The sequence below is a fragment of the Tamlana carrageenivorans genome, assembly GCF_002893765.1.
Lineage (GTDB): Bacteria > Bacteroidota > Bacteroidia > Flavobacteriales > Flavobacteriaceae > Pseudotamlana > Pseudotamlana carrageenivorans.
The window spans coordinates 2,475,467-2,501,112 of sequence record NZ_CP025938.1; the positions used below are offsets into that span (position 1 = coordinate 2,475,467).

Annotated in this window: 19 protein-coding genes and 1 tRNA gene; all 20 read left to right on the forward strand. The window is 33.9% G+C overall.

The window, feature by feature from the left end:
* Positions 1 to 43 precede the first annotated feature (43 nt).
* The 20 genes from ftsZ (at position 44) to C1A40_RS11100 (ending at position 25,403) form a co-directional block, all read left to right on the forward strand.
* Positions 44 to 2,035, forward strand: coding sequence for a cell division protein FtsZ (gene ftsZ / locus C1A40_RS11000; protein WP_102995930.1), 1,992 nt, complete (start codon positions 44 to 46; stop codon positions 2,033 to 2,035).
* Between the two features lie 143 nt (positions 2,036 to 2,178).
* Positions 2,179 to 2,628, forward strand: coding sequence for a GatB/YqeY domain-containing protein (locus C1A40_RS11005; RefSeq protein WP_102997199.1), 450 nt, complete (start codon positions 2,179 to 2,181; stop codon positions 2,626 to 2,628).
* Positions 2,629 to 2,703: 75 nt separating this feature from the next.
* Positions 2,704 to 2,777: transfer RNA gene (locus tag C1A40_RS11010), tRNA-Arg, on the forward strand.
* Positions 2,778 to 2,998: 221 nt separating this feature from the next.
* Positions 2,999 to 4,258: a site-specific integrase gene (locus C1A40_RS11015; protein ID WP_102995931.1), complete on the forward strand. Its 1,260-nt coding sequence runs from the start codon at positions 2,999 to 3,001 to the stop codon at positions 4,256 to 4,258.
* Positions 4,259 to 4,398: 140 nt separating this feature from the next.
* Positions 4,399 to 5,244, forward strand: a complete 846-nt coding sequence (locus C1A40_RS11020; RefSeq protein ID WP_102995932.1) for an RteC domain-containing protein — start codon at positions 4,399 to 4,401, stop codon at positions 5,242 to 5,244.
* 606 nt (positions 5,245 to 5,850) lie between these two features.
* Positions 5,851 to 6,126 (forward strand): helix-turn-helix domain-containing protein, encoded by a 276-nt coding sequence (locus C1A40_RS11030; protein ID WP_068603910.1) that lies wholly within the window; start codon positions 5,851 to 5,853, stop codon positions 6,124 to 6,126.
* A gap of 136 nt (positions 6,127 to 6,262) precedes the next feature.
* The gene (locus C1A40_RS11035) at positions 6,263 to 6,928 is read left to right on the forward strand and encodes a hypothetical protein (RefSeq protein ID WP_158651340.1); all 666 of its coding nucleotides are present in this window, start codon (positions 6,263 to 6,265) and stop codon (positions 6,926 to 6,928) included.
* Positions 6,925 to 7,638 (forward strand): ATPase, encoded by a 714-nt coding sequence (locus C1A40_RS11040; protein WP_102995935.1) that lies wholly within the window; start codon positions 6,925 to 6,927, stop codon positions 7,636 to 7,638. The genes C1A40_RS11035 and C1A40_RS11040 overlap by 4 nt, the downstream gene beginning before the upstream one ends.
* Positions 7,639 to 7,860: 222 nt before the next feature.
* Positions 7,861 to 9,462, forward strand: coding sequence for a type I restriction-modification system subunit M (locus tag C1A40_RS11045; RefSeq protein WP_102995936.1), 1,602 nt, complete (start codon positions 7,861 to 7,863; stop codon positions 9,460 to 9,462).
* Positions 9,462 to 10,718 (forward strand): restriction endonuclease subunit S, encoded by a 1,257-nt coding sequence (locus tag C1A40_RS11050; protein ID WP_102995937.1) that lies wholly within the window; start codon positions 9,462 to 9,464, stop codon positions 10,716 to 10,718. Before C1A40_RS11045 ends, C1A40_RS11050 begins: the two co-directional genes overlap by 1 nt.
* 162 nt (positions 10,719 to 10,880) lie before the next feature.
* Entirely contained in the window at positions 10,881 to 11,792 is a 912-nt protein-coding gene (locus tag C1A40_RS11055) for an Abi family protein (protein WP_102995938.1), read from the forward strand.
* 6 nt (positions 11,793 to 11,798) lie between these two features.
* Complete coding sequence (locus tag C1A40_RS11060; protein WP_102995939.1) at positions 11,799 to 14,651, forward strand: type I restriction endonuclease subunit R; 2,853 nt, start codon at positions 11,799 to 11,801, stop codon at positions 14,649 to 14,651.
* A gap of 164 nt (positions 14,652 to 14,815) precedes the next feature.
* A complete protein-coding gene (locus tag C1A40_RS11065; RefSeq protein ID WP_102995940.1) occupies positions 14,816 to 15,757 on the forward strand; it encodes an endonuclease I family protein in 942 nt (313 codons plus the stop codon).
* A gap of 188 nt (positions 15,758 to 15,945) precedes the next feature.
* A complete protein-coding gene (locus C1A40_RS11070) occupies positions 15,946 to 16,422 on the forward strand; it encodes a hypothetical protein (protein WP_241910388.1) in 477 nt (158 codons plus the stop codon).
* Positions 16,423 to 16,543: 121 nt separating this feature from the next.
* Positions 16,544 to 20,878 (forward strand): CusA/CzcA family heavy metal efflux RND transporter, encoded by a 4,335-nt coding sequence (locus tag C1A40_RS11075; RefSeq protein WP_102995942.1) that lies wholly within the window; start codon positions 16,544 to 16,546, stop codon positions 20,876 to 20,878.
* Positions 20,879 to 20,941: 63 nt separating this feature from the next.
* Entirely contained in the window at positions 20,942 to 22,144 is a 1,203-nt protein-coding gene (locus C1A40_RS11080; protein WP_102995943.1) for an efflux RND transporter periplasmic adaptor subunit, read from the forward strand.
* Positions 22,145 to 22,146: 2 nt separating this feature from the next.
* Entirely contained in the window at positions 22,147 to 22,563 is a 417-nt protein-coding gene (locus C1A40_RS11085) for a Fur family transcriptional regulator (RefSeq protein ID WP_102995944.1), read from the forward strand.
* Positions 22,564 to 22,616: 53 nt separating this feature from the next.
* Positions 22,617 to 22,979, forward strand: coding sequence for a DUF3703 domain-containing protein (locus tag C1A40_RS11090; protein ID WP_102995945.1), 363 nt, complete (start codon positions 22,617 to 22,619; stop codon positions 22,977 to 22,979).
* On the forward strand, positions 22,976 to 24,928 hold the full coding sequence (locus C1A40_RS11095; RefSeq protein ID WP_102995946.1) for a heavy metal translocating P-type ATPase: 1,953 nt from the start codon (positions 22,976 to 22,978) through the stop codon (positions 24,926 to 24,928). The genes C1A40_RS11090 and C1A40_RS11095 overlap by 4 nt, the downstream gene beginning before the upstream one ends.
* Positions 24,929 to 24,989: 61 nt before the next feature.
* Complete coding sequence (locus tag C1A40_RS11100) at positions 24,990 to 25,403, forward strand: HYC_CC_PP family protein (RefSeq protein WP_102995947.1); 414 nt, start codon at positions 24,990 to 24,992, stop codon at positions 25,401 to 25,403.
* Positions 25,404 to 25,646: the final 243 nt, after the last annotated feature.

Sequence of the window (25,646 nt, forward strand, 5' to 3'; positions counted from 1 at the left end):
ATAGAATAAAATATTAAGTACAAACCCTAGTAAAACAGAATTTATGAGCAGCAATGAAAAATTCGAAACAAAAATCGCATTTGATCTCCCTAAAAACAGGTCGAATGTCATTAAAGTAATTGGCGTTGGCGGCGGCGGAAGCAATGCCATCAATCACATGTTCCAGCAAGGTATTAAAGGTGTAGATTTTTATATCTGTAATACCGATGCTCAGGCTCTAGAAAATAGTGGTGTTCCAAACAAAATTCAATTAGGATTACATCTTACAGAAGGTTTGGGAGCAGGTGCTAATCCTGAAATTGGAGAGAAGTCAGCCGAAGAGAGTGTAGAAGAAATTGCTGAAATGTTAGACTCCAATACCAAAATGGTGTTCATTACTGCAGGAATGGGTGGTGGAACAGGTACCGGAGCGGCTCCTATTATTGCTAAAATGGCTAAGGATAGAAACATTTTAACCGTAGGTATTGTGACTATGCCATTTCAGTTTGAGGGTAAAATGCGTCTTGAACAATCTCAAAAAGGTATCGAAAACCTTAGAGCTGTTGTCGATTCATTAATTGTAATAAACAATAATAAACTACGTGAAGTTTATGGTAATTTAGGTTTTAAAGCTGGATTCTCGAAAGCAGATGAAGTTTTAGCTACCGCTGCTCGTGGTATAGCCGAAGTTATTACACACCACTACACGCAAAATATTGATTTACGTGATGCTAAAACGGTGTTAAGTGATAGTGGAACCGCTATTATGGGGTCTGCCTTAGCTTCAGGACAAAATCGTGCTCAAGAAGCTATTAGAAAAGCTCTTGATTCACCATTATTAAATGATAATAAAATTACTGGGGCCAAAAAAGTATTGCTGCTTATCGTTTCTGGCGCTCAGGAAATTACTATTGATGAAATTGGTGAAATTAACGACCATATCCAAAATGAAGCCGGACACAGTGCCGAAATTATTATGGGAGTGGGTGAAGATGAAGGTTTAGAAGAATCTATCGCTGTAACCATTATTGCTACGGGTTTTAATATCGAACAGCAAGATGAAATTTCTAATACCGAAACCAAAAAAGTAAAACATATTCTACATGAAGATAAGGAAACTGAGGCTCAAGAAAAGAAACCGATAGTGATTCCGCCACAGGTAGAAATGAAGGTTAAAAAACAAGCGCCTGTTGTTGTGCGTCATACTTTAGAGGACGATGCTCCAGAGAGTAAACCACAAGCATCAAGACCAGGGGCTCCAAAAAAAAATATAGATTTAATTCCAACTTCAGAAATCATTAGAAATATTGGAGTGACTTACGAAGAAGTGACAGATAAGCTACGTGAAGACCTTATTGATGATGAAGATGATTTTGTGATTAATACGGTGTCTCGTGATACGTCTCACACTTCGGAAGAAAAGGAAACCGAAGTGACTTCCGATTTTATTGAAGAAGAACAGCAAATCACTTTAACCTTTGATATGCCTATTTCCTCAAAAACGGAGGAGATCGAGGAGGAGGTTGAAGATATCATATCTCACGAGTTAATTGAAGATGTTGTTAATGATATTCCAGTAAAAGGTTACGTAGAGGTTGTTCCAGTAACTGAAACCAACGAAAACGGTGATATTCGTTATGCTTTAGATGATTACGATGACGTAGAGCCTTCAAAAAGTAAATCAACATCTAAGATTTCACATGTTTTAGATATCGAAGAAGATGAAATCGTTTTTGAAAGAAAAACGGTGGCTAAAAAAATGCCAAAAGTAGAGGAGGTTGAAGAGGTAGATCCTATGAACACCCCAATTTCTGAATTGCTTAAAGAGCGTGCTGAAGAGCGTCGACGTAAAATGAAAGATTTTAACTATAAGTTTAACAGTTCTAAAATTGATGATATTGAAAAGGTTCCAGCCTACAAACGTCAAGGTGTCGACCTAAAAGCAGGAAAGCACTCTTCAGAGACCAATATGTCTAGAACAAGTATAGGTTTTGATGATAATGATGATATCAAATTACGAAGTAATAACTCTTTTTTACATGACAATGTAGATTAGGGGCAAGGTGACTAACTTTGTTGAAAACCGAAAAGTGATTAAAAATGACTTTTCGGTTTTTTTATGTGTAAAATTTGCTAATTACAAGTCTAAGAGACTTCATTTTTTCTTAGTATCTTCGCTTCCTCTAATACATGATTGAAATGAGTTTACAAGCAGAAATAATGACGGCTTTAAAGGAAGCCATGAAATCTAAAAATCAAACCGCTTTAACAGCCTTACGTGCAGTAAAATCTGCTATTTTATTAGCGCAAACAGAAAGTGGCGCTAAAGAGGAATTAACAGAAGAACAAGAATTAAAAATACTTCAAAAACAGGTAAAACAACGTCGCGATAGTGCGGCTATTTATATTGAGCAAGGCCGACAAGACTTAGCTGATCCAGAATTAGCAGAAGTAGAGGTTATCGCACAATTTTTGCCTGAAGCCATGCCAGAAGAAGAAATCGTGAAAATTGTTGATGCTACAATTTCGAAATTAGGTGCTGTAGGTATGAAAGATATGGGTAAAGTTATGGGCGTGGTAACTCAAGAGTTAGCAGGAAAAGCTGATGGCAAAACCATTTCTAATGTTGTAAAAGCACAATTGTCTTAATTTTTAAAAGTTAAAAGTTAAAAGTTAAAAGTTGTTGTTGTTATTTACCAATAACCAATAACTAAAAATTAAAATGGCTGCGTAGTTCAACTGGATAGAATATCAGATTTCGGCTCTGAGGGTTGGGGGTTCGAATCCCTTCGCGGTCACAAGTAGCTTGTTTAAAAAGCATTAAAACCATGTAATTCTTATGAATTACAAAGGTTTTGAGAATTATGGCAATTCATTTGAATTGGTATAATTTCATCTTAAATGGTTGCCAATCGGTTACCTTTTTTTTAAGGTGTCTGCTTAGCAGACACCTTAAAAAAACTTTGTAATAGTATAGTTGAATTGACTTTCGTACTTAATCATTTTAATTACGACAACTATGCAAAAGCAAAACACTTTTTCTATACTCTTTTGGTTACAAACTTCAAGGGCTATAAACAATGAAGCATTAATTTATGCTAGAATTACTGTAAATGGTAAGCGTTTAAATATAAGTTTAAAACGTAAAGTATCTGTTTCACTCTGGGATTCTAGTAAAAAAAGGGTTAGAGGCAATTCCATTCAGGCTCGGCAAATAAATCAATCAATCGACCAGACCCACACCAAGCTTTTTCAAATTTATCAAGATTTAAAGTTTAAAGGTGAACTCATAACAGCTCATCTTATAAAATCACATTACACAGGTGAGACTAATGAGTCCAAAAGCCTTCAAGAGCTCCTTAAATATCATGCTAAAAAAATAGAAAATACTTTAGCAAAAGGATCTATAGAAAATTTTGGTGTTACCGAAAATTATATAAATCGATTTTTACTTAAGAGCAGAAGAACTACAGATATTTATTTAAATCAATTAGATTATAAATTTCTATGTGACTTTGAAAGTTACTTATACGATTATTGGCCAAAGGGGCATCCAAGGACTATGAGTCAAAATACGGTAATGAAACATATCCAACGGTTTCGTAAGATTATAACTTTAGCTTATCATATCGAGTGGATTGAAAAAGACCCCTTTGTTAAGTGGAAACAAGTATATGAGAAAAAAGAAAGAGAATTCCTTTCAGAAAATGAATTGTCTAATCTTGAAACGCTTTCATTTAAGATAGAGCGATTAGAGCGTGTTCGCGATTTGTTTGTCTTTAGTTGTTATACCGGTATTAGTTATGTAGATATTATGCAGCTAACAGATTCTAATTTAGTTAAGGGAATGGATGGCAGTACTTGGATTGTTACACACCGACAAAAAACGAAATCAAAGGTTAAAATCCCCTTATTGCAACAAGCAGAAAACCTCATAAAAAAGTATGAAAATCATCCGTTAACCACTAGTGCTCAAACGTTATTTCCAATAATTACAAACCAAAAACTAAATGCTTATTTGAAGGAGTTAGCAGATATCTGTGGTATTAAAAAGAATCTAACTTTTCACATGGCAAGACATACATTTGCTACAACGGTCACATTAAGTAATGGTATGCCAATTGAAACTGTTTCCAAATTGCTTGGCCACACTAAAATAGCAACCACTCAAATATACGCCCGTGTATTAGAAGACAAGCTAAGTCAAGATATGAACAATTTAAGGCAGCAATTAGAAGGTAAATCTAAAAATAATGATAGTGCTTCCAAATTAGGTTAAAGAAGGGTGTTATGTTTTAAAAAGCAAGATAGTTTTATTTGTCTTGCTTTTTTTTTCATACAAATTAAAGTTGTTTGTTATTTAGGAGTTGTTAGTTTTAGGCCTCAATTTATATTAAACTAAATAACCAACCCAAAACTATGGAATTAACGATTTACAAAACTATTACAAACCTTTTAAATCAAAAACTAGAAGACATTGATCAATCCAACGATGATACCATCCAAAAATTAGAGCGAAGTTATTCAGTGTCTTACAAAGCTCTTAAAGAACTTAAACAACATTATTCTAATAGTAATTTACTCAATCAACAAAAGGAAATAGAGTTTTTTAAACACATAAAGCCTTATGTCTTGAGCAAAGTTATTACCTTTTCTCAGCTTTATAATTTAGAAAATAGAAAACCAACAATTTCAGATAAGGCCATTTTAAAATACTACAAAAGTTATATTGTAGGTCTTCAGGATTATATCGATTCAAATATTAGTTTTTATAACTATTACCGAACGGAGAGCTCGATGTATGATCAACAATATTTCACTAGAAGTGAAATCGATTTAAAACTCTATCCAGAAGCTGCGTATTTCTGTACAGATAATAATTTTTCAACAAGCCATGATACCATTCTTGCCACTATTATGGCAAATGAAGAGATTATTATGTATGTAAAGCAGGAGATGACAAACTATAGTCAGCAGGTTTTAAATAGCCATAAAGGTTTTAATAATAATTTAAAATGGACGGCAACCAAAAGTGATTTAGTGGAGTTATTGTATGCGCTGCATTCAAGTAATGCTATAAATAATGGGAATGTCACATTAAAGGAATTAGCAACTTTTTTAAAGGAAGCTTTTAGCTTGAAATTAGATGATTATTCCAGAGTTTATTACGAACTACAATCCCGAACACAAAAAACCAAGTTTATAGACAATTTAAAAGAAACTTTAGAAAATAGGATTGAAAATTCGTTAGAAACGAGAAGGTAAATCCATTTACATTTCATACGTTTTTTAGCTAAAAATAATGAGCATTTAGCCTTAGAAAGTAATTTTTTGTAGAGCTATGGTATTTTATTAAGAAAAAAAAATAAAAATTTTTAATTCATTTTATTCTAATTAAGTTCTATTTGGAGGTAATACTCTAAAATTACGAACATGTTTGCATGTTACTTGATTTTCTTGCTGCGGGTTTCCCGTAATTTATTGACTTTTAAATGTGTTTTATAGTTCTGTTTACTAAAGTAAAATAGTCTAAACCATTAATAGACAACTATGTTTTTTAGGTTTATTGTTTATAGTCATAAACACCCAACTAGTACCCAACTTGTGTATAGGTAAATTTGTTTGTAAATAAAATCATACACATGGATTTTGTTGGAATAAGTTTAAAAGCTCAATTATATAGTAATATAATATGTTACAAATTATACCAAACATTACTGCACCCATATAATCCCAACTTCGATATCATTGTGGATAATTTTCAAAAAGGAGTTGCAAATTTGCCAAACGAAAGTCAAATTCAACTAATACTAACCATTAAAAACCTTTTTTTAAAAAGGTAAACTTTTAAACTCAATTATTAACGAAACTATGAGCATTAAAATTTTAACGCTAGAGGATTTAAATGAATTTAAATCAGAATTACTTGGTGATATCCAAAACTTAATGGCCGAGCCTCAGAACGAAAAACCTAAAAAATGGATTAAGTCATCAGAAGTTCGAAAGATGCTAAGTATATCAGCAGGAACACTTCAAAATCTTAGAATCAATGGTACTTTACCCTACACAAAATTTGGAAGTGTCATTTATTACAATGCCCACTTAATTAATGAAATCCTCGAAAGTAATCACATTCAAGGTTCCTAAATAGATTTAGTTCTCCAGTTTTATATTTAAAAAGCAATCGCTTTTAAATTCTCTCTCTTAAGTTTTAATCAATGCTAAACCTCCAGTTTTATGAAATTGGAGGGTATTAGTCATGCCGTAATTTAAATAAAGAGCTATGCAATCCATTAATTATATAAGCCATTTAAATCAAGTCTTTAATGTGTTTTCATCAGATAGCAGATTAAACACGACCCATGTAAGCATGTATATGGCGCTTTTTCATTTCTGGAATAATGCCCGATTTGCTGATGAGTTTTTTATAAACCGTAACGATGTTATGTTGTTGTCTAAAATAGGCTCTAAAGGAACCTATCATAAATGCATGAGGGATTTAGATACCTGGCAATATTTTAAATATCTGCCTTCAAGGAACCCGCAAATGGGAAGTAAAATTAAGATGTTCGCTTTAGGTACAAGTACAGAACAAGTAGAGGTGCGACATTGTACCAAAAATGGTACAAGCCCTGTACAAGTATCGGGGCGTTATATAAACAATACTAAACATAAAAAACCGGTAAACATTTTTAAACCAAAAAATTTAGAAAATGTTACTGATTTTTTTATTTCAAAAAATTGGCATACTAATCATGCTGCGAAATTTTTCAATCATTACGAGTCTGTAGGTTGGAAAAAAGGAAAAAGTCAAATTGAAAATTGGCAAGCAGCAGCACAAAGTTGGATGCTTCAAGCTGAAGCTTTAGAGAAAACAAAAAATGTCGAACAAAAAGCAACAGACAGCCTTCATACTATCCGCAATAAAAATTATAACCAACCGCTATGAATCATTCAACAACCATTTTCAATTCACAAAAACCGCACATTATCGTTGAAGGTGCAATTACCTATCAGTTGGGCGAATTAAAGGGAAATCAAATCAATTACAACTTTCAGAAAATTTTAATCTACCTAGAAGCTAAAGGTAAATTGCTTTTTGGCAAGCATTTTAAAATCCATCAAGAAGACCATGAAGTGCTATTAAAATTAATAAGTTATTATGTGCATGACGAGGCCTTTTGTGTCAACTTGGGTATCGATATCAAAAAAGGTATTCTTTTATCGGGTCCCGTGGGCTGTGGTAAAACAACATTAATGAAACTCCTTCCTTTTGTCGCACCTCATAAACGACCATTCAAATGTATTCCAGCAAGAAACATTGTGTTTAGTTTTAATAACATTGGGTATAAAACTATTGAAGATTACACCGACCAGGATACTTACTGTTTCGACGATTTAGGAGTCGAACAAAAAGGAAAACATTACGGTACCGACTGCAATGTCATGGGGGAAATTATTTTGTCACGTTACGATCTCTTTTGCGATTCTGGTCATATTCCCAGCCAAACATCTAAAAGGAAAATTTTCACCCACATTACCACCAACCTCAACGCTCAAGAGTTAGAAGAAAAATACGGCGAGCGTGTTCGTTCCCGAATGCGCAGTATGTTTAATCTTATTGCTTTTGATGACAATACTAGAGATAAGAGAAAATAATGTAGTTCGTCGTAATTTCTAGTTTTTGGTGTGTTCAATTTCTTTTTCTAACAATGAAATTTATGCCAAGAGTCTATAAACCCGTTGTGATTAAAATAGGAAGTAATCGCAAGGAAAACATAAAGGACTTTCTATCCACTGCAAATTTCCCTCCAAAACCAACCATCCCAATACAATTAAATATCCTATTTTTAAGCTTTCTTATACAATCCAATACAATCAATGTCAGAAGAACAGAAAAAACAACTCGAAAAACAATTATGGGCTATAGCTAACTTGTTAAGAGGCAAGATGGATGCAGACGATTACAGAAATTACATCTTAGGCTTTATATTCTTTAAATACCTTTCCGAAAAACTACACCTATATGCCGATGAGATTTTAGAACCAGACAATATAACCTACGAGCAAATAGACGAGAATACTGCAGATGGCAAATTATATATCGATGCTGTTAAAAAAGCATGTATTAAAAATTTAGGCTACTTCTTAAAACCCAGCGAATTATTTACCTCTATTGCTCAAAAAGGAAATAACCTAAGTGATATACAAACCAACGATAACGACGAAGCAACACAGTTTTTTATTATCGAAGATTTAGAACACATCCTAAATAATATCGAACAAAGTACTATGGGTACCGACTCCGAAGACGATTTCATCCGACTCTTCGAAGACTTAGACCTAACATCTTCCAAATTAGGAAAAACCGTAAAAGCTAAAAATGAAATCATAGCCAAAATCATTACCCATTTAGATGAAATAGACTTTCAGTTACAAGATACAGAAAGCGATTTGTTAGGCGATGCCTACGAATATTTAATCGGTGAGTTTGCGGCAGGAGCAGGTAAAAAAGCAGGCGAATTTTATACCCCTCAGGAAGTATCAACCATATTGGCAAAAATTGTAACCACACGTAAAAAACGAATCAAATCGGTGTACGATCCAACATGTGGTAGTGGGTCCTTATTACTGCGTGTAGCTAAAGAAGTAGACGATGTAGGTATGTTTTACGGTCAAGAACTTAACCGTACCACTTACAACTTAGCACGTATGAATATGATTCTGCACGAAGTACACTACTCCAAGTTCGACATCAAGCAGGAAGACACCCTAGAAGAACCGCAGCACCTCGATATTGATTTAAAAGCAGAAGCCATTGTAGCAAACCCACCTTTTTCTGCAAACTGGTCGGCAAAAGGCATTTTTAGTACAGACGATAGGTTTAGCCAATACGGTAAACTAGCCCCAAAAACCAAAGCCGATTTCGCATTCGTGCAACACATGGTACATCATTTAGACGAAAACGGAATCATGGCAACCGTACTGCCACACGGCGTGTTATTTAGAGGAAGTGCCGAGGGCCATATTAGGCGATATTTAATAGAAGACCGCAATTATATCGATGCCGTTATAGGTTTGCCGGCAAACATCTTTTTTGGCACCAGCATACCAACCTGTATCCTGGTACTTAAAAAATGCCGAGAGGCAAACGAAGATGTTCTGTTTATAGACGCCTCCAATCATTTCGAAAAACAAGGCAATCAAAATAAGCTATTACCAGAGCATATTGCCGAAATTACAAACACCTATGCCAACAGGGAGGTGAAAGACAAGTACAGTTATAGAGCCACCTTACAAGAAATAGCCGATAACGATTACAACCTCAACATCCCCCGTTATGTCGATACCTTTGAAGAAGAAGAGCCCATCGATATTAATGCCGTTGCAGAAGAGATACAAGCGTTAGATATAGAAATTGCTGAAACGGATAAACGCATCGCTTCTTATTGTGCTGAGCTAAATATTAAAACGCCTTTTTAATGATGGAAAAACAATTAAGTTCTATTGTGCCTAGTCGAAATATACCACAGTTGAGGTTTCCAGAGTTTGAGGAAAAAATAAAAGAAGTTAAAGTATTAAGTCTAGTAGAGTTCAAATCAGGAGGTACTCCAAAAAAAGATAATCCGAATTATTGGAATGGAAATATCCCTTGGATAAGTGCATCTTCTATGCTTGGAAAATTTTATTCAAATTCCGAGAGGACGTTAACAGAGGAGGGGTTGAGTAGAGGATCTAAATTGGCTCCAAAAAACACTTTACTTCTTTTAGTAAGGGGTAGTATGCTTTATAATAAAATACCAATTGGTATTACAGAAAAAGATGTTGCTTTTAATCAAGATTTAAAGTCATTAATTCCTAACAAAAAAGTAACTGTTGAATATTTGTACCAATGGTTTTGTTCAAAAGAGAATAAAATACTTAATATGGTTGTTGGCACAGGTATTGGTGCTGGCAAATTAGAAACCGATGATATTAAATCATTAAAAGTTTATTTACCTCAACTTCCAGAACAACAAAAAATAGCAGCATTCCTTACAGATGTAGATACTAAAATAACCCAACTCACAAAAAAGAAAACCCTTTTAGAGCAATACAAAAAAGGCATCATGCAAAAAATCTTTAATCAAGAATTACGATTTAAAGATGATGAGGGTAAAGAGTTTCCTAATTGGCAAAAAAACAAATTAGGTAAATCAGTAAAATTTTTAAAAGGAAAAGGTTTGCCTAAAAGTGAAATAGTATGTGATGGTCAATATAAGTGTATTCACTATGGAGAGCTTTTCACAAAATATAATGAGTTAATTGATAATATAATTAGTAGAACAAATGATAATGATAAGACTATTCTGTCAAAGGTAAACGATGTTTTAATGCCTACTTCAGATGTTACACCTAATGGTTTAGCAACAGCAAGTTGTATTAAAGAATCAGATGTTATTTTGGGTGGTGATGTATTAATTATTAGACAAGATATTAAAAAGATTGAAGGTGTATATCTGGCACATTATATCAAACATTTTAGAAATGATGTAATGAAATTAGTTTCAGGTTCAACGGTTTATCATTTATACGGTTCTGATATGAAAAATTTACAAGTTTTAATTCCCTGTCTTGATGAGCAAATTAAAATCGCTAATTTCTTAACAGATATCGATAAAAAAATAGAAGCCGTAACCACCAAAATAGAAAAGGCACAAAGCTTTAAAAAGGGCTTATTACAGCAAATGTTTGTGTAGCATAAAATTTAAAAACTTTAATAAAAATGTTAATACCTATGGCTAAATGGTATAAAAAGTATACTTTTGTGGCAACAGTACACACCACGCTACCCATTAGAACAGCGTCCCAGGGTGTGTCTTTTGCTTTTTATAAGGTACGTTTAGCTCAAAATCAACCTTATGTTTAGTAAACCTGCATTTACACTTTCCCAACAAGTAGAGCAACTACAAGAGCGTGGTTTAATTATTAAGCACCCACGTATTGCCGAAAAATACCTGATAAATATTAGCTATTACCGTTTAGGTGAATATTGGTATGTCATGCAATCCGATAAAGAAAAACATATATTTAAACCTAATAGTAAATTCGAAGACGCTATTGCTTTATATAATTTTGATGCCGAACTCAGGCTCCTGCTTTTTGATGTGATAGAGAAAATTGAAATTAGTTTACGTACCAAATTAATTTACTATTTATCCCATGAATCCGATCCTTGGTGGTTTCAAAATTTCGAACTATTTAATGATTGTAAGGCCTTAGTAAAAACACTTTCTAATTTAGAAGAAGAAATAACCCGTACTAAAGACGAATCAATAAAAAAACACCTTAAAAAACATAAGGAAGATGGTAGGTTTCCACCAGCATGGAAATCTTTAGAGCAAACCAGTTTTGGTGCATTATCAAAGTTGTATGGTAATTTAAAAAATGGTGTTAAAGCTAAAAATGATATAGCTAAAGATTTTGGTGCTGTAAATCATACCTATTTGCCAAGTTGGTTACAGTCTATTGCTCAAATTCGTAACTTTTGTGCGCACCATTCAAGATTATGGAACCGTAATTTACCAGGTACCGTAAAATTATTGCCTAAACCACCTAACCCATGGATACTAGACCCTTTAAATGTGCCTAAACAACATGAGTTTTCAAAACTATATGTGCACATGTGTTTAATGCGGTATATGCTAAATACGATTTTGCCTAAAAATGAATTCGCTAATAAATTGAATGCCCTGTTTGTTAAATACCCTAACGTCGACCCAAACGCTTTAGGTATGAAACCCAATTGGCAAAATGAACCTTTGTGGAAATAATAATTTATGACAACCCAACCAGAACAAGTACTCGAAAATAATTTAGTAAGCCAGTTAATAGCGCTAGGTCATAAACCAATTACTATTAAAACGGAAGATGATTTATTAAGCAACCTAAAAACACAGTTAGAAAAGCATAATAAAACCACCTTTACCACACCAGAGTTTAACCGTATTCTATTACACCTTTCTAAAGGTAATATTTTCGATAAGGCGAAAACATTACGCGATAAATATGTCCTTCAAAAAGATAATGGCGACAAGGCATATATCGAGTTTATCAATCAAGATTTCTGGTGTCAAAATCAGTTCCAGGTTACCAATCAAGTAACTATAAATGGCAAACGAGAAAACCGTTACGATGTTACTGTTCTAATAAACGGATTGCCTTTAGTTCAAATTGAGCTAAAGCGAAGAGGTATCGAACTTAAAGAAGCCTTTAATCAAATTCAACGCTATCAAAAGGAATCCTTTGCTTTCAATAATGCACTGTTCAATTACGTACAAATTTTTGTTATAAGTAATGGGGTCGATACTAAGTATTATGCGAATAGTCAAAAACAAAGCTTCAAATTTACTTCGTTCTGGAGCGATGAAAAGAATAAAAAAATCACACAATTAGAGCCCTTTGCCAATATCTTTTTAGAGCCTTGTCACATCGCAAAAATGATAACCAAATACGTGGTACTGCATGAAAGCGATAAAACTCTTATGGTACTTAGGCCGTATCAATTTTATGCAGTCGAATCAATTATCGATAGGGTAAAAAATAGCGATAAAAACGGCTATATCTGGCACACAACAGGATCGGGTAAAACACTTACATCCTTTAAAGCAAGTCAAATATTAACACATAACCCTAAAATTAAAAAGGTTGTTTTTGTAGTAGACAGACAAGATTTAGACGACCAAACCGTTAGAGAATTTCAGGCATTCGATAAAGAAAGTATAGATGGTACCGAAGATACCAAAACACTAGTAAAACAATTTTTAGATAACAGTAGGCCACTTTTAGTAACCACCATACAAAAATTGAATAGTGCCATATCTAAAGCCAAATTTAAAAAACAAATCGAAGCTTTAAAAGGTGAAAAAATAGTCTTTATTTTTGATGAGTGTCACCGTTCTCAATTTGGCGATACTCATAGACGTATTGTTAATTTCTTTACCAACCATCAATTATTTGGCTTCACGGGTACACCTATTTTTGTTAAAAATGCCATTAGTAAAAAAAGCATAAAACAAACCACCGCAAACCTATTTCACGAGTGTTTACACCAATACGTAATCACAGATGCTATTAGAGATGAAAATGTTTTAAAATTTTCAATTGAATATTACAATGTTTTCAAAAATAAAGAAGGCATAGAAGATGTTAAAGTTGAAGATATCAATAAGCAAGAAGTATATGAAAGTAATGAATATTTAAATTCCATTACCAATTACATCATAGCAAACCACAACCGTAAAACACATCACAGAGCATTTACAGCCATGTTTTGTGTAAGCAGTGTCGATATTCTAATTAAATATTACGAGCTATTAAAGGCTAAAAAAGAAGCTGGAGTACACCGTCTAAATATTGCAACAATTTTTTCCTATGCCCCAAATCCAGAAGATAAGGAGGCTACTGGTGAAATTCCAGAAGAAGATTTTCCAGATCAACCCATGGCAGCAGAACCTAGAGCAGCTTATGGCATCATGCCTCATAAAGATAAATTAGACGAATACATTACAGATTATAACCTGCAATTTGGCTCTAAACATTCGGCTAAAGACGGTAAAACCTTTCTTAGCTATAAAAAGGACATTTCGCAGCGTGTAAAAAACAAACAAATTGATATTTTATTGGTGGTAAACATGTTTCTTACTGGTTTTGATAGTAAGACCTTAAACACCCTTTACGTAGATAAAAATTTAAATTACCATGGCTTAATTCAAGCCTATTCCCGCACTAACAGAATCTTAAACGAAAAGAAATCTCAAGGAAACATTTTAGCCTTTCGTAACCTAAAACAAAACACCGACGACGCCATTGCTTTGTTTTCAGATAAGAACGCTCAAGAAACTATAATTATAGCGCCATATGAAGAGCAAATAAAGAAATTTAATGAAGCTTACAAGGTCTTAATGAGTATTGCGCCAACGGTAGACAGTGTAAACGATTTAGTTACCGAAAATGATGAATTAGAGTTTGCCAAAGCCTTTCGTGAAATCATGCGGTTAAAAAACATCCTGTCTTCTTTCGTCGAATTCACTTTTGATGATACCTATATGAAAGATCAGGAATTCGCAGATTATACAAGTAAGTATTTAGACCTCTACGATAAAATTAAAACCAATAGCCAAAAAGAATCGGTATCTATATTAGATGAAATTGATTTCGAATTAGAATTAATCCATCGCGATGAAATCAATGTAGCATACATTATGAAACTGTTAGCTAAATTAAAAGATGCCAAACCTAAAGACCAGGCGAAACAGAAAAAGCAAATTATCGATTTAATAGCAGGCGAATCAGAATTAAGAAGCAAGCGCGTTTTAATAGAAAAATTCATCCAAAACAATCTGCTTAAAATCACCGATAACGATAATGTAGAAGATGAATTTAAAACTTATTGGAAAGAAGAAACTAAAAATGCATTAGCCGATTTAAGTACAACCGAAGCTTTAAAGCAAGAGAAGGTAGAAAACATTATAAACGATTTTCTTTTTACAGGAAGAATGGCTACTGAAGATGAGGTTATTGCCGCCCTAGAAAAACGCCCAAGTGTATTGCATAGAGAATCTATAAGTACAAGAGTAACTCAAAAAATTAAAGATTTCATTCAAACATTCATCAACGGAATGGATAATTAATGAAACACAGTAACATGTAAGGAATAAATTCCGAGTTGAGTTTTCTTATGGGGGTTTCAAATACACTTTTCATATCGAACGCAGTGGGATATCTCAATATCATAAATCTTGTTTTAACTGCCAAAATCAACTAATTTACACCCTTAAAATGTAACCCTTATCAATTGCCTAAATTACTGAATCTACTTTTTCTTTTCCCGTTATGTTGTTTTGCTCAAATCCCAGAGTATTACAATAGCATCGACTTCACTAAAACCCCAATCGAAATAAAGGAGCAGCTTTCAATCCTAATTACACAAACGCATACAGGCCAAATACCTTATACCTCAACAAGTACCGATACTTGGGATATCTTAAAAGAAAGTGATTTAGTGGTAGTAAATTCTGCTGAGGTGCTACTCGTTTATGGTTACAATAATGCCGATTCTAATATTAGAAATCACAGAACCCGAAGTAAAAGTCTATCTTGTCATACAAACTCTTGTAAAGGCTATTGGACAAGAGAACATGTTTTTCCAAAATCATTAGCAGCACCAAAATTAGCAACCAGTTATGCAGGTGCTGGTACCGATGTACATAATCTAAAGCCAGCCGATAGCGATATGAATTCATACCGTAGCAATAGAATGTACAATGTTGGTTCTGGTAATGCAACAGTAACTAGTATGGGTGATTTTTATCCAGGAGAAGAGTGGGTAGGTGATGTCGCTAGAATAATCATGTATATGTATCTACGTTACCCAACACAATGCTTGCCAACCGCCGTTGCAGGTGGGTCCATCAATTACTCTAAAAACGATGCTTTGCCCGATATCCTATTAACTTGGAACGAACAAGATCCGGTGTCTCAAGAAGAAATATACCGAAATAATAAAATAGCCGAGTACCAAGGTAATAGAAACCCATTTATCGACAATCCTTATTTAGCAACGTTAATTTGGAATGGCCCTAAAGCTATTGATACTTGGGGGATTTTCACTATTGATGATTTTTCACAAATTGAAATTGCAATTTATCCCATAATAAAATCGGTTCATATCTGTGTTAAAAATCAGCCAAACAAGATAGCATCTAAGAAGTTTGTAGTTCCCATGGTTAAAAGGTAGGCATACCAACATTAACCCCAATAGAGATGACTAACAGGTGTTAAGAAATTTATTTTCTAAGCTTATTCAATCAAACCATCATCCAACCTATTAAAGTTAATGTCAAACAATAGCTTTATATTCAATACTCTTTTTTGAAAATGTAATGATAAATTAAAAGCAATGTGTGTTTTCCATAGATTTTAAAATTGAAAATAAAAGTTAATAAAATGAATGAGGTTTTTTGCACAACCATTGCATTAATTAATTTATATATTTGTTTAAATTATATGAAAATATTCTTTTCCATATCAATGTCTATTTTATTCCTTTTTCAAGGAATTAGTTTAGATATGGACTTTTGTGGGTCAATTAAAGAAATTTCAAGCATCATTGCCCATTATCAAGATCATAAAGTCTATGGAGACTCTTTTCTTGAATATGTCGTTGAAGACTACTTTGCCAGTGATACTGAAAATGAAGAGCATCCTCATAACCACGATAAGGAAAATATACCAGTCCATTCTCATAATCAATGTTGCCACCCTTTGGTATTAATTATAGCGAACAACACTTTGGCTATAACCAATCAACTAAAATTTGATGAGAAAAAACAGTATAACTTACATAAAGTAAACTTTACTTCCAGATATTTGGAATCGCTTTTCCAGCCTCCAAGGGCATAATTCAGTTTTTTTAAGGATAACTCTATCCAATTTTGAACCTCTAAGGTTCTTTTCATTTCGAGCAATTCTATTTTCTTATCAGAATTGTATCGAAAAGTTTAACTGAATTAAAACATTTTCTATGATTAATAAAATCATTGATTTTTCAATCAATAATAAATTCATTATTGGTTTGCTAACGCTTACCATAATAGGAGCAGGCATTTGGAGTATGACCCAAGTACCCATCGACGCTGTTCCAGATATTACCAATAACCAAGTTCAAGTGATTACGCAAGCACCTAATTTGGGGACCGAGGACATTGAGCAATTTGTAACCTACCCAGTAGAAGTGGCCATGAGTAATTTGCCCCAGGTTCAGGAAATTCGATCCATTTCTCGTTTTGGTTTATCTGTAGTTACTATAGTTTTCGACGATGATATGGGTACCTATTTACCACGTCAATTAGTGGCTGAAAAACTAAACGAAGTCAAAGACCAAATACCAAATGGTTTTGGTGAGCCATCAATGGGACCAATCTCTTCAGGTTTGGGAGAAATTTATCAATACACTCTTAAAGTAAAACCGGAATATAAAAACAAATATTCGGTAACCGATTTACGAACGATGCAAGATTGGATTGTGCAACGTCAAATGGCAATGGTAGAGGGAGTTGTTGAAGTTAATGCCATTGGTGGCAAAATTAAGCAATATGAAGTCGCTGTCGACCCCAACGAGCTCCAAGCGATCGGCTTAACAATTACCGAGGTTTTTGAAGCCCTTGAAGCCAACAATCAAAACACAGGTGGTGCATATATCGAGAAAAACCATCAAGCTAATTTTATTAGAGGTGAAGGTTTGGTACGAAGCTTAGATGATATTAAAAAAATCACCGTGAAAACCATCAATAATATTCCAATTACCATTGGAGATATTGCTAAAGTACAATTTGGTTCTGCTATTCGTTATGGCGCATTAACCCAAGATGGCGAAGGCGAAGTTGTTGGGGGGTTAGTAATGATGCTTAAAGGTGCAAATTCAAATGATGTTATCGAGAATGTAAAAGAACGAATGGCTCAAATCGAAAAATCATTGCCAGAAGGTGTGATTATCGAACCCTTGTTAGACCGTAGTAAATTAATAGCAGAAACAACTTCAACAGTGTCAGGAAACCTTGTTGAAGGTGCACTTATAGTAATATTTGTTCTAATTTTTTTATTAGGTAATTGGAGAGGTGGTTTAATAGTCGCTTCAACAATTCCTTTATCGCTATTATTCGCATTTATACTAATGAATGTGTTTGATGTATGGGCTAATTTAATGAGTCTAGGCGCCATAGATTTCGGTATCATTGTCGACGGGGCAGTAATTATTGTAGAAAGTACTGTTTTTTTAATAGCTTCTCAAGTCTTAAAAAAACGAAAATTGACATCAAAAGAACGTGATACTGTTGCTGCCGATGCCTCAAAAAAAATGATGAATGCTGCATTTTTTGGTCAGCTAATTATTCTAATAGTATTCCTGCCCATATTAGCATTAGAAGGCATTGAGGGCAAGATGTTCAAACCGATGGCATTAACATTTATATTTGCAATGATTGGTGCCATGGTACTTTGTTTGACGTATGTACCAATGATGTCCGCCTTGATTTTAAGAGCACCTAAAAATAACAAACTGTCGTATGGCGATAAATTTGTGCATTGGGTTGAGGACAAATACCAACCCTTGTTGGTCAAAGCCTTACATAAAGGAAAATGGATTATTGGCATTGCAGTCATGCTATTTGGTATTGCAGTCTTTATGTTCACGAGAATGGGTGGAGAATTCATTCCTCAATTGGATGAAGGTGACATTGCCTTCCATGCCATTTTAAAACCAGGAAGTTCCCTTACAGAAACTATTGAAACAACGACAAAAATTGAGCAAATTGTAAAAGCTAAATTTCCTGAAGTCGAAAAAATTGTTAGCCGTATTGGAGTTGCCGAAATTCCAACCGATCCCATGCCTATGGATATTGCAGATGTATTTGTAATACTGAAACCAAAAAGCGAATGGACTACTGTAACATCTAAAGATGAACTCATCGAACAAATGAAAAAAGCCGTAGAAATGGTTCCTGGAGTAAATTATGAATTTACACAACCTATTGAAATGCGTTTTAATGAATTACTTGAAGGTGTTAGAGAAGATATTGCTATAAAACTCTATGGAGAAGATATCAATGTATTGTCGCAAAAGGCAGAAGAAATAAGTAAAATTATAGCAGGTACAGATGGTATTGGCGATATGAAAGCAGAGGCTACAACCGGATTGCCACAATTAACAATCACCTATAACAGAAATAAATTAGCCCAATATGGACTGAAAATAAATACCTTAAATCAAATCGTTCAAACAGCCTTTGCAGGTGGTACAGCAGGTGTTATTTTTGAAGGTGAAAAGCGATTTGATTTAGTAGTTAGATTAAGTTCTCGTAATCGTAAAGACATAACAGATGTGCAAAATTTGTATATCAACTTGCCTTCTGGTGCGCAAATTCCGCTTCGCGAAGTAGCTGATATAAGTTACAAAGCTGGTCCAATGCAAATCAGTAGAGACAATACAAACCGAAGAACTTATGTAGGGATTAATGTAAGAGGTCGTGATGTAAAATCTTTGGTAGGTGAAATTAAAACTAAACTAGATGCAAAATTAGAACTGCCTTCAGGTTATTTTATTCGCTATGGAGGAGCTTTTGAAAATTTAGAGCGTGCCAGTAATCGCTTGCTAACGGTTGTGCCAATAGCGCTTTTACTCATTTTTGTTCTTATTTATTTTGCTTTAAAATCCTTACCTCAAACTTTAATGATCTATATCGCAATTCCTATGGCAACCATTGGTGGAGTCGTAGCATTGTGGTTAAGAGATATGCCATTTAGCATTTCGGCAGGTGTTGGGTTTATTGTTTTGTTTGGTGTTGCTGTTTTAAACGGCTTGGTTATGATTAGTGGACTTAATGAATTAAAAGAGGAGGGCGTAACAAACTTAAAAGATAGAATTGTAGAAGGAACTAAACGAAGAATTAGGCCTATTATGTTAACCGCTTTTACAGATGTTTTAGGCTTTTTACCTATGGCAATTTCAGCATCAGCTGGAGCCGAAGTACAACGGCCTTTAGCAACAGTTGTAATAGGTGGCTTGTTAACTTCTACATTATTAACCTTATTCGTTTTACCTATATTGTATCATTGGGTAGAAAACAAATCATTCCATTTTAGAGATAACAAAAAAGTAATTACAGTTACTACCATTATAGCTTTTATCTTTTTGTTCCCAATATCTGGAAACGCACAGCAAGAAACAGACAAGTTGCCTACAATTTCTATGCAAGAAGCTGTGAACTTGGCCAAAAAAAACTATCCAAGCTTAAAACAACGACAGCTTGAAATTGATAAGCAGAAACAGTTAAAAGGTACGGCTTTCGATTTTGGTACCACACAAATTTTTACAGGGGGAGAAGAACTAAAGAATGATTCTGGTATTTACACGACTATTGGTCTTGGTCAGTCAAATATTGATGTATTTGGCATAGCACCAAAACAAAAATTATTTGAGCAACGTATTCAATTAGCAGAAAAAGCTTTTCAGCTTTCAGAGTTGGAATTAGAGTTGGAAGTTAAAAAAATGTGGGCAAATGCCTTTAAAAGTAAGCGAAATTATAATCTATATAAAGAGCTGGATTCCATTTATGTAAACTTTGAAAATGCAGTAGCATTAAATTATGAAGTAGAAGCTATATCAAAATTGGAATATTCCGCTGCTAAAAACCAAGCCTTACAGATAAGAAGTAAGTTAATGCAATCAAAAAGTGAATACACTATAGCATTACAGCAATTAAACCTTTGGCTGGTTTCAGATGTACTTTATACTGTGTCAGATAACATTGATATAGCGAGCGAAATAAATGTAGATACCTTTAATTTAGAAGCGCACCCTTTATATGCGTTTTCGCAACTTCAAGTAGCAGAAGCCGAAGCAAACTATAAAGCTGCTAAAGCTGAAAACCTGCCAAAATTCAATATTCAAGGTGGCTTGCAAAAGGTTAATGGGAATTCTGGATTTTATACCTATCAAGCAGGTATCTCCATACCGTTTTTATCTGGTACAACTAAATCACAGATTAGAACTGCACAGATCGATAAACAAATTGCCGAAACCAATATGCTGTTTAAACAACAGGAAGTGCAATCTAGATTTAATCAAGCCAAAGAGAATTACAAAAAATGGGAAACGACCTGGCTGTTCTATAAGAATGAGGTATTACCACTTATTAAGGATCAAAAAACAGGAGCTTTGTTTGCTTATCGAGAAGGCGAAATTGATTACACAGCTTTCACGCAACTTATAAATGAAGCAATTCAATCAGAACTGCAAGCACAAATAGCTTTAGTAAACTATCTAGAAAGCATATTTCAACTACAATATTTTAATCAATAAGAAAATGAAGCCCATAATGGGTATTTGTAAATAAAGGTCAATACACTTACAAAATTTTAGACAATGAAAAATATACTAAATATAATCCTCACACTTTTTATAGTATCAATTATAGCAACAGCGTGCGGAAATAAAGAAAGCCATAATGACGGTGATGGTCATGCACATAATGAAGATGCAAAGCCAGAAAATGATGACCACCATGATGAAGAAGAAGTGATGCTATCACAAAATCAGTTTGATGCGTTAAAAATGAAAATAGACACCCTAGCCATGCGTAATATGAGTGGTTATGTAGAAGCCAATGGTACATTAGAAGTGCCTCCGCAAAGTGAAGCGGCAATAACTTCGGTAGTTGGTGCAAATGTCGTATCAATAAAAGTAATTGAAGGAGATAAAGTAAATAAAGGTCAGGTTGTTGCTTATCTATCGCATCCTAACATAATAAAAATACAGACCGATTATTTGAATGCTTTTAGCAATAGTAATTTTTTAAAGAAGAATTTCGAACGTCAGCAAAAATTATATGATGCAGGAGTTGGTTCTGGTGCAAATTTTCAAAAAGCTGAAGCCGAATATGAGGCTTCTAAAGCTATGGTAAAAGGTTTGGAGGCCCAGTTGAAACTATTAAATATTAATACCTTAGCTGTACGAAATGGAACTATAGTACAAAGTATTTCATTGCGAAGCCCAATAGATGGTTTTGTTCAAAAGGTTGAAGTCAAAACAGGGCAATTTGTAGAACCCCAAACCGAACTTTTTGAAATCGTAAATACAGATCACGTTCATGCAGATTTAATGGTGTTTGAAAAAGATGTGCATAAAGTAAAAAAAGGTCAAAAAGTAATCTTTAATGTCCAAACAATGCAGCGTAAAGAACTAACAGCAGAAATCTATTCGGTAAGTAAAACATTTGAAGACAACCCTAAAGCGGTACATGTGCACGCAGAGATTGAAAATAAAAAAAATAGCCTTATTCCCGGAATGTATATACAAGGGAAAATCTTAATAGAAAATTCGGAAATTATGGCCTTGCCCGAAAGTGCGATAGTAAAAGAGGGTGATAAATTTTTTGCGTTTTCCGCTGAAAGGGAAAATGAAGCGTGGGCTTTTAAACCTATAGAAGTGATTTTGGGCGCAAAAGATGGCGATTGGGTAGCTATCCAATTTGTGGAAGAAATTAAACCAGATATAAAATTTGCTTATAATAATGCCTATTACCTTATAGCAGAAATGAAAAAGGGAGAAGCAGAACACGCACATTAATTATGCAAACAATCGAACAATTATTAGAGTCAAAAAATATTCGCGTTACGGCAATGCGCTTATTAATTTATAAGTTTCTTGTAAATAAACAAGTAGCGGTGACCTTAAGTGATATAGAAAAAACTTTTGAAAAAGCAGATAGAACAACCTTATACAGAACCATAAAAACTTTTGAAGACAATGCCATTGTACATCAAATAGATGATGGTACAGGAATTACAAAATATGCTTTGTGTGAAATTGGATGTAATTGCGAAATTGAAACCGATTTACATTTGCATTTTCATTGCAATAACTGTGGTGAAACCATTTGCTTAACAGAACATAAAATTCCGCAAATTAAAGTCCCCGAAGGCTTTGTTTCCGAAAATGTAAACTTGGTGGTTAAAGGTGTTTGTGATAAATGTAGCGGACAATAATTGCACTTCCATTGCACGAATTATTAAACTACTTTTAATCAAAAGTAAAGGACATGACGGTTAATGTAAAAATTCCAAAACATCTTAAACGAGTCTACCATAAAGAATTGAAATATTATCGCTACTATTTAAGAGTTAAGCAGTATAGCAAGGCTTGGTATCATTTAGAAAGAAGTCATATTATTGGCCAATCTTATCCTGTTCAGCACATGAATTCGCATTGGTTAATGCTAAAGTTTGGTATGATGCAAAAAGATACTAAAGAAGTATTCGGACAAATATTAAGGTTGCTTGTTGGTGGTTGGAAATCATTTATAAACCACGTGCCTCTTGGTAATACCGGAGGTGCCAATGTGCCTCCATTAAAGCCTATGCCTATTCCTGATGATATTAAGAATTTAATGCAAATGAGATGAAAAAAAAGAAAGTCAATTTAAGAGATTTAAAACCAAATTCAGAAGAGCAACATAGTCACGATGATGGTCACAATCATAGTGGCAGTTCAAGTAATATTAAAGCCTATATTCCAGCAATCATAAGTTTTTCAATGCTTATTATTGGTATTGGTTTAGATTATTTTGATGTTAACTTCTTCAAGGATTGGGTGCGTATTATTTGGTATGGCATAGCTTATTTGCCAGTGGGGTTACCTGTAGTTAAAGAGGGTTGGGAGAGCATTAAAAAAGGTGATGTGTTTACAGAGTTTTTATTAATGTCTTTGGCTACTATTGGAGCATTCATTATTGGCGAATACCCAGAAGGTGTTGCGGTTATGTTATTTTACGCAGTAGGTGAGTTATTCCAAAATGCAGCAGTAAACAGGGCGAAAGGAAATATAAAAGCCTTATTGGATGTCAGACCAAATGAAGCCTTAGTATATCGAAATAATGATTATGTATCTGTAAATCCAGAAACGGTTCAAATTGGTGAAAAAGTGCAAGTACGTGTTGGAGAAAAAATCCCTTTAGATGGTATTCTACTTTCCGACAAAGGTTCATTCAACACAGCAGCATTAACAGGAGAAAGTAAACCAAGTACGATTTTAAAAGGAGAAAAGGTATTTGCAGGAAGCATCAATTTAGATGGTGTCATTGAAATAGAAACCACCAAAGAATTTAAGGATAGTTCCATTGCACGTATTCTCGATATGGTGCAGAATGCAACATCTCGTAAATCTAAAACCGAATTGTTCATTAGAAAATTTGCACGTATTTATACACCTATAGTTGTGTTTTTAGCAATAGGTGTTACGTTGCTGCCGTATTTTTTTGTAGATGATTATGTCTTTAGAGATTGGTTATATAGAGCATTAATATTCTTGGTAATCTCTTGTCCGTGTGCATTAGTTATTTCTATTCCTTTGGGGTATTTCGGTGGCTTGGGAGCGGCTTCAAAAAATGGAATTTTATTTAAAGGCGCTTCGTTCTTGGATGTCATGACCAAGGTAAATACTTTGGTAATGGACAAGACAGGAACGGTTACTAAAGGTGTTTTTAAAATAAAAGAAATCAAAGCTATTGGATGGGATGAAATAGAATTTATGAAGTACCTAATGGCTATGGAGGAGCAATCCACGCATCCCATCGCAAAGGCTATTTTAGAATATAAAGATGAAAGTTCAGCTTATAAAGCTTCAGACGTTACTGAAATAGCTGGAAAAGGATTAAAAGGTAACATAAATAGCAAGATTGTTTTAGTTGGAAATAAAGCGTTGATGACTGCTAATAAAATTGATGTACCAACCGAAACCCAATCTATTGTAGAGTCCATTGTATTAGTTGCTATAGATAATAAATTCGCAGGTTATGTGGTTATTGCAGATCAATTAAAAGATGATGCAAAAGAAACAATTTCTGCCCTACATAAGGTTGGTGTTAACAGTATCATGATGCTCTCTGGTGATAAAGATTCCATTACTCAAAAGGTGGCTTCCGAATTAAATATCGAACATGCCAAAGGCGGATTATTACCTGAAGATAAATTGAAAGAAGTTGAACTTTTAAAGCAAAACCCCGAAAACAAAATTGCATTTATTGGTGATGGTATTAATGATGCGCCAGTTTTAGCAGCAAGTGATATAGGTATAGCAATGGGCGGTTTAGGAAGCGATGTCGCTATTGAAACAGCAGATGTTATTATTCAAACAGACCAACCTTCAAAAGTGGTAAAGGCTATTAAAATTAGTCGTTCCACACGTAAAATCGTTTGGCAAAATATCGTATTAGCTTTTGGGGTAAAAGTAATTGTAATGATTTTAGGAGCAGGTGGTTTGGCTACCATGTGGGAAGCTGTTTTTGCTGATGTAGGTGTGGCATTATTGGCTATTTTGAATGCGGTTAGGTTGCAGCGCATGCATTGGGATTAATAGTTTAAACTTTTGTTAATCAAATCAACATATTATTAAATTTTGTAACTTCGCATTCAGTATGAAGCAAGTAACCCATAAAATAATGTCCGTGTTAATGGCTTTTGTAGTGTTATTCTCTACATTGTCATTTACGCTCAATATGCATTATTGTGGGGATAATTTGGTTGAAACAGCTATATTCCATAAAGCGAAAGGTTGTGGAATGGAAATGCAAAACCCTTTAACCGAAGGTTGTTCGATTACTAAAAAGAACTGCTGTAATGATGTGCAATTGCTAGTCGATGGTCAAGACGAACTACAACTTCAACTTGATAAAATTACTTTTGAGCAACAAGTTTTTATCGCCACCTTCGTTTATACTTACATTAATCTTTTTGAAGGTTTAGATAACAATGTATCTTCTTACGAAGAATACAAGCCGCCACTCGTCATAAAAGAAATCTTCAAAATCGACGAGACTTATTTAATTTGATTTTTAAACAATAGACTGTTTTATCCTATGGCTGTATGTCATAAGGATATTTTGTTGTATTCGGTGTTTTCTTAATACCGAATGAACTTTAAAATGATTGATTATGAATTTGAATTATATTTTCTTTAGATGAAATAGAAAATATAAGCATAGCCAAAGTTACGGTTCTATTTTATATTGAAATATAAAGGAAATAGAAACGAATTCAGTCGATTATTTTAAAGGTTATTAGGTATCCAACCA

Bases quoted from the DNA above. Each gene is read 5' to 3' on its own strand.
- C1A40_RS11090 (WP_102995945.1), top strand. From the start codon at position 22,617: ATGACGGTTAATGTAAAAATTCCAAAACATCTTAAACGAGTCTACCAT.
- C1A40_RS11050 (WP_102995937.1), top strand. From the start codon at position 9,462: ATGATGGAAAAACAATTAAGTTCTATTGTGCCTAGTCGAAATATACCA.
- C1A40_RS11015 (WP_102995931.1), top strand. From the start codon at position 2,999: ATGCAAAAGCAAAACACTTTTTCTATACTCTTTTGGTTACAAACTTCA.
- C1A40_RS11030 (WP_068603910.1), top strand. From the start codon at position 5,851: ATGAGCATTAAAATTTTAACGCTAGAGGATTTAAATGAATTTAAATCA.
- C1A40_RS11095 (WP_102995946.1), top strand. From the start codon at position 22,976: ATGAAAAAAAAGAAAGTCAATTTAAGAGATTTAAAACCAAATTCAGAA.
- C1A40_RS11045 (WP_102995936.1), top strand. From the start codon at position 7,861: ATGTCAGAAGAACAGAAAAAACAACTCGAAAAACAATTATGGGCTATA.
- C1A40_RS11020 (WP_102995932.1), top strand. From the start codon at position 4,399: ATGGAATTAACGATTTACAAAACTATTACAAACCTTTTAAATCAAAAA.
- C1A40_RS11055 (WP_102995938.1), top strand. From the start codon at position 10,881: ATGTTTAGTAAACCTGCATTTACACTTTCCCAACAAGTAGAGCAACTA.
- C1A40_RS11005 (WP_102997199.1), top strand. From the start codon at position 2,179: ATGAGTTTACAAGCAGAAATAATGACGGCTTTAAAGGAAGCCATGAAA.
- C1A40_RS11075 (WP_102995942.1), top strand. From the start codon at position 16,544: ATGATTAATAAAATCATTGATTTTTCAATCAATAATAAATTCATTATT.
- C1A40_RS11060 (WP_102995939.1), top strand. From the start codon at position 11,799: ATGACAACCCAACCAGAACAAGTACTCGAAAATAATTTAGTAAGCCAG.
- ftsZ (WP_102995930.1), top strand. From the start codon at position 44: ATGAGCAGCAATGAAAAATTCGAAACAAAAATCGCATTTGATCTCCCT.
- C1A40_RS11035 (WP_158651340.1), top strand. From the start codon at position 6,263: ATGCAATCCATTAATTATATAAGCCATTTAAATCAAGTCTTTAATGTG.
- C1A40_RS11040 (WP_102995935.1), top strand. From the start codon at position 6,925: ATGAATCATTCAACAACCATTTTCAATTCACAAAAACCGCACATTATC.
- C1A40_RS11080 (WP_102995943.1), top strand. From the start codon at position 20,942: ATGAAAAATATACTAAATATAATCCTCACACTTTTTATAGTATCAATT.
- C1A40_RS11100 (WP_102995947.1), top strand. From the start codon at position 24,990: ATGAAGCAAGTAACCCATAAAATAATGTCCGTGTTAATGGCTTTTGTA.
- C1A40_RS11085 (WP_102995944.1), top strand. From the start codon at position 22,147: ATGCAAACAATCGAACAATTATTAGAGTCAAAAAATATTCGCGTTACG.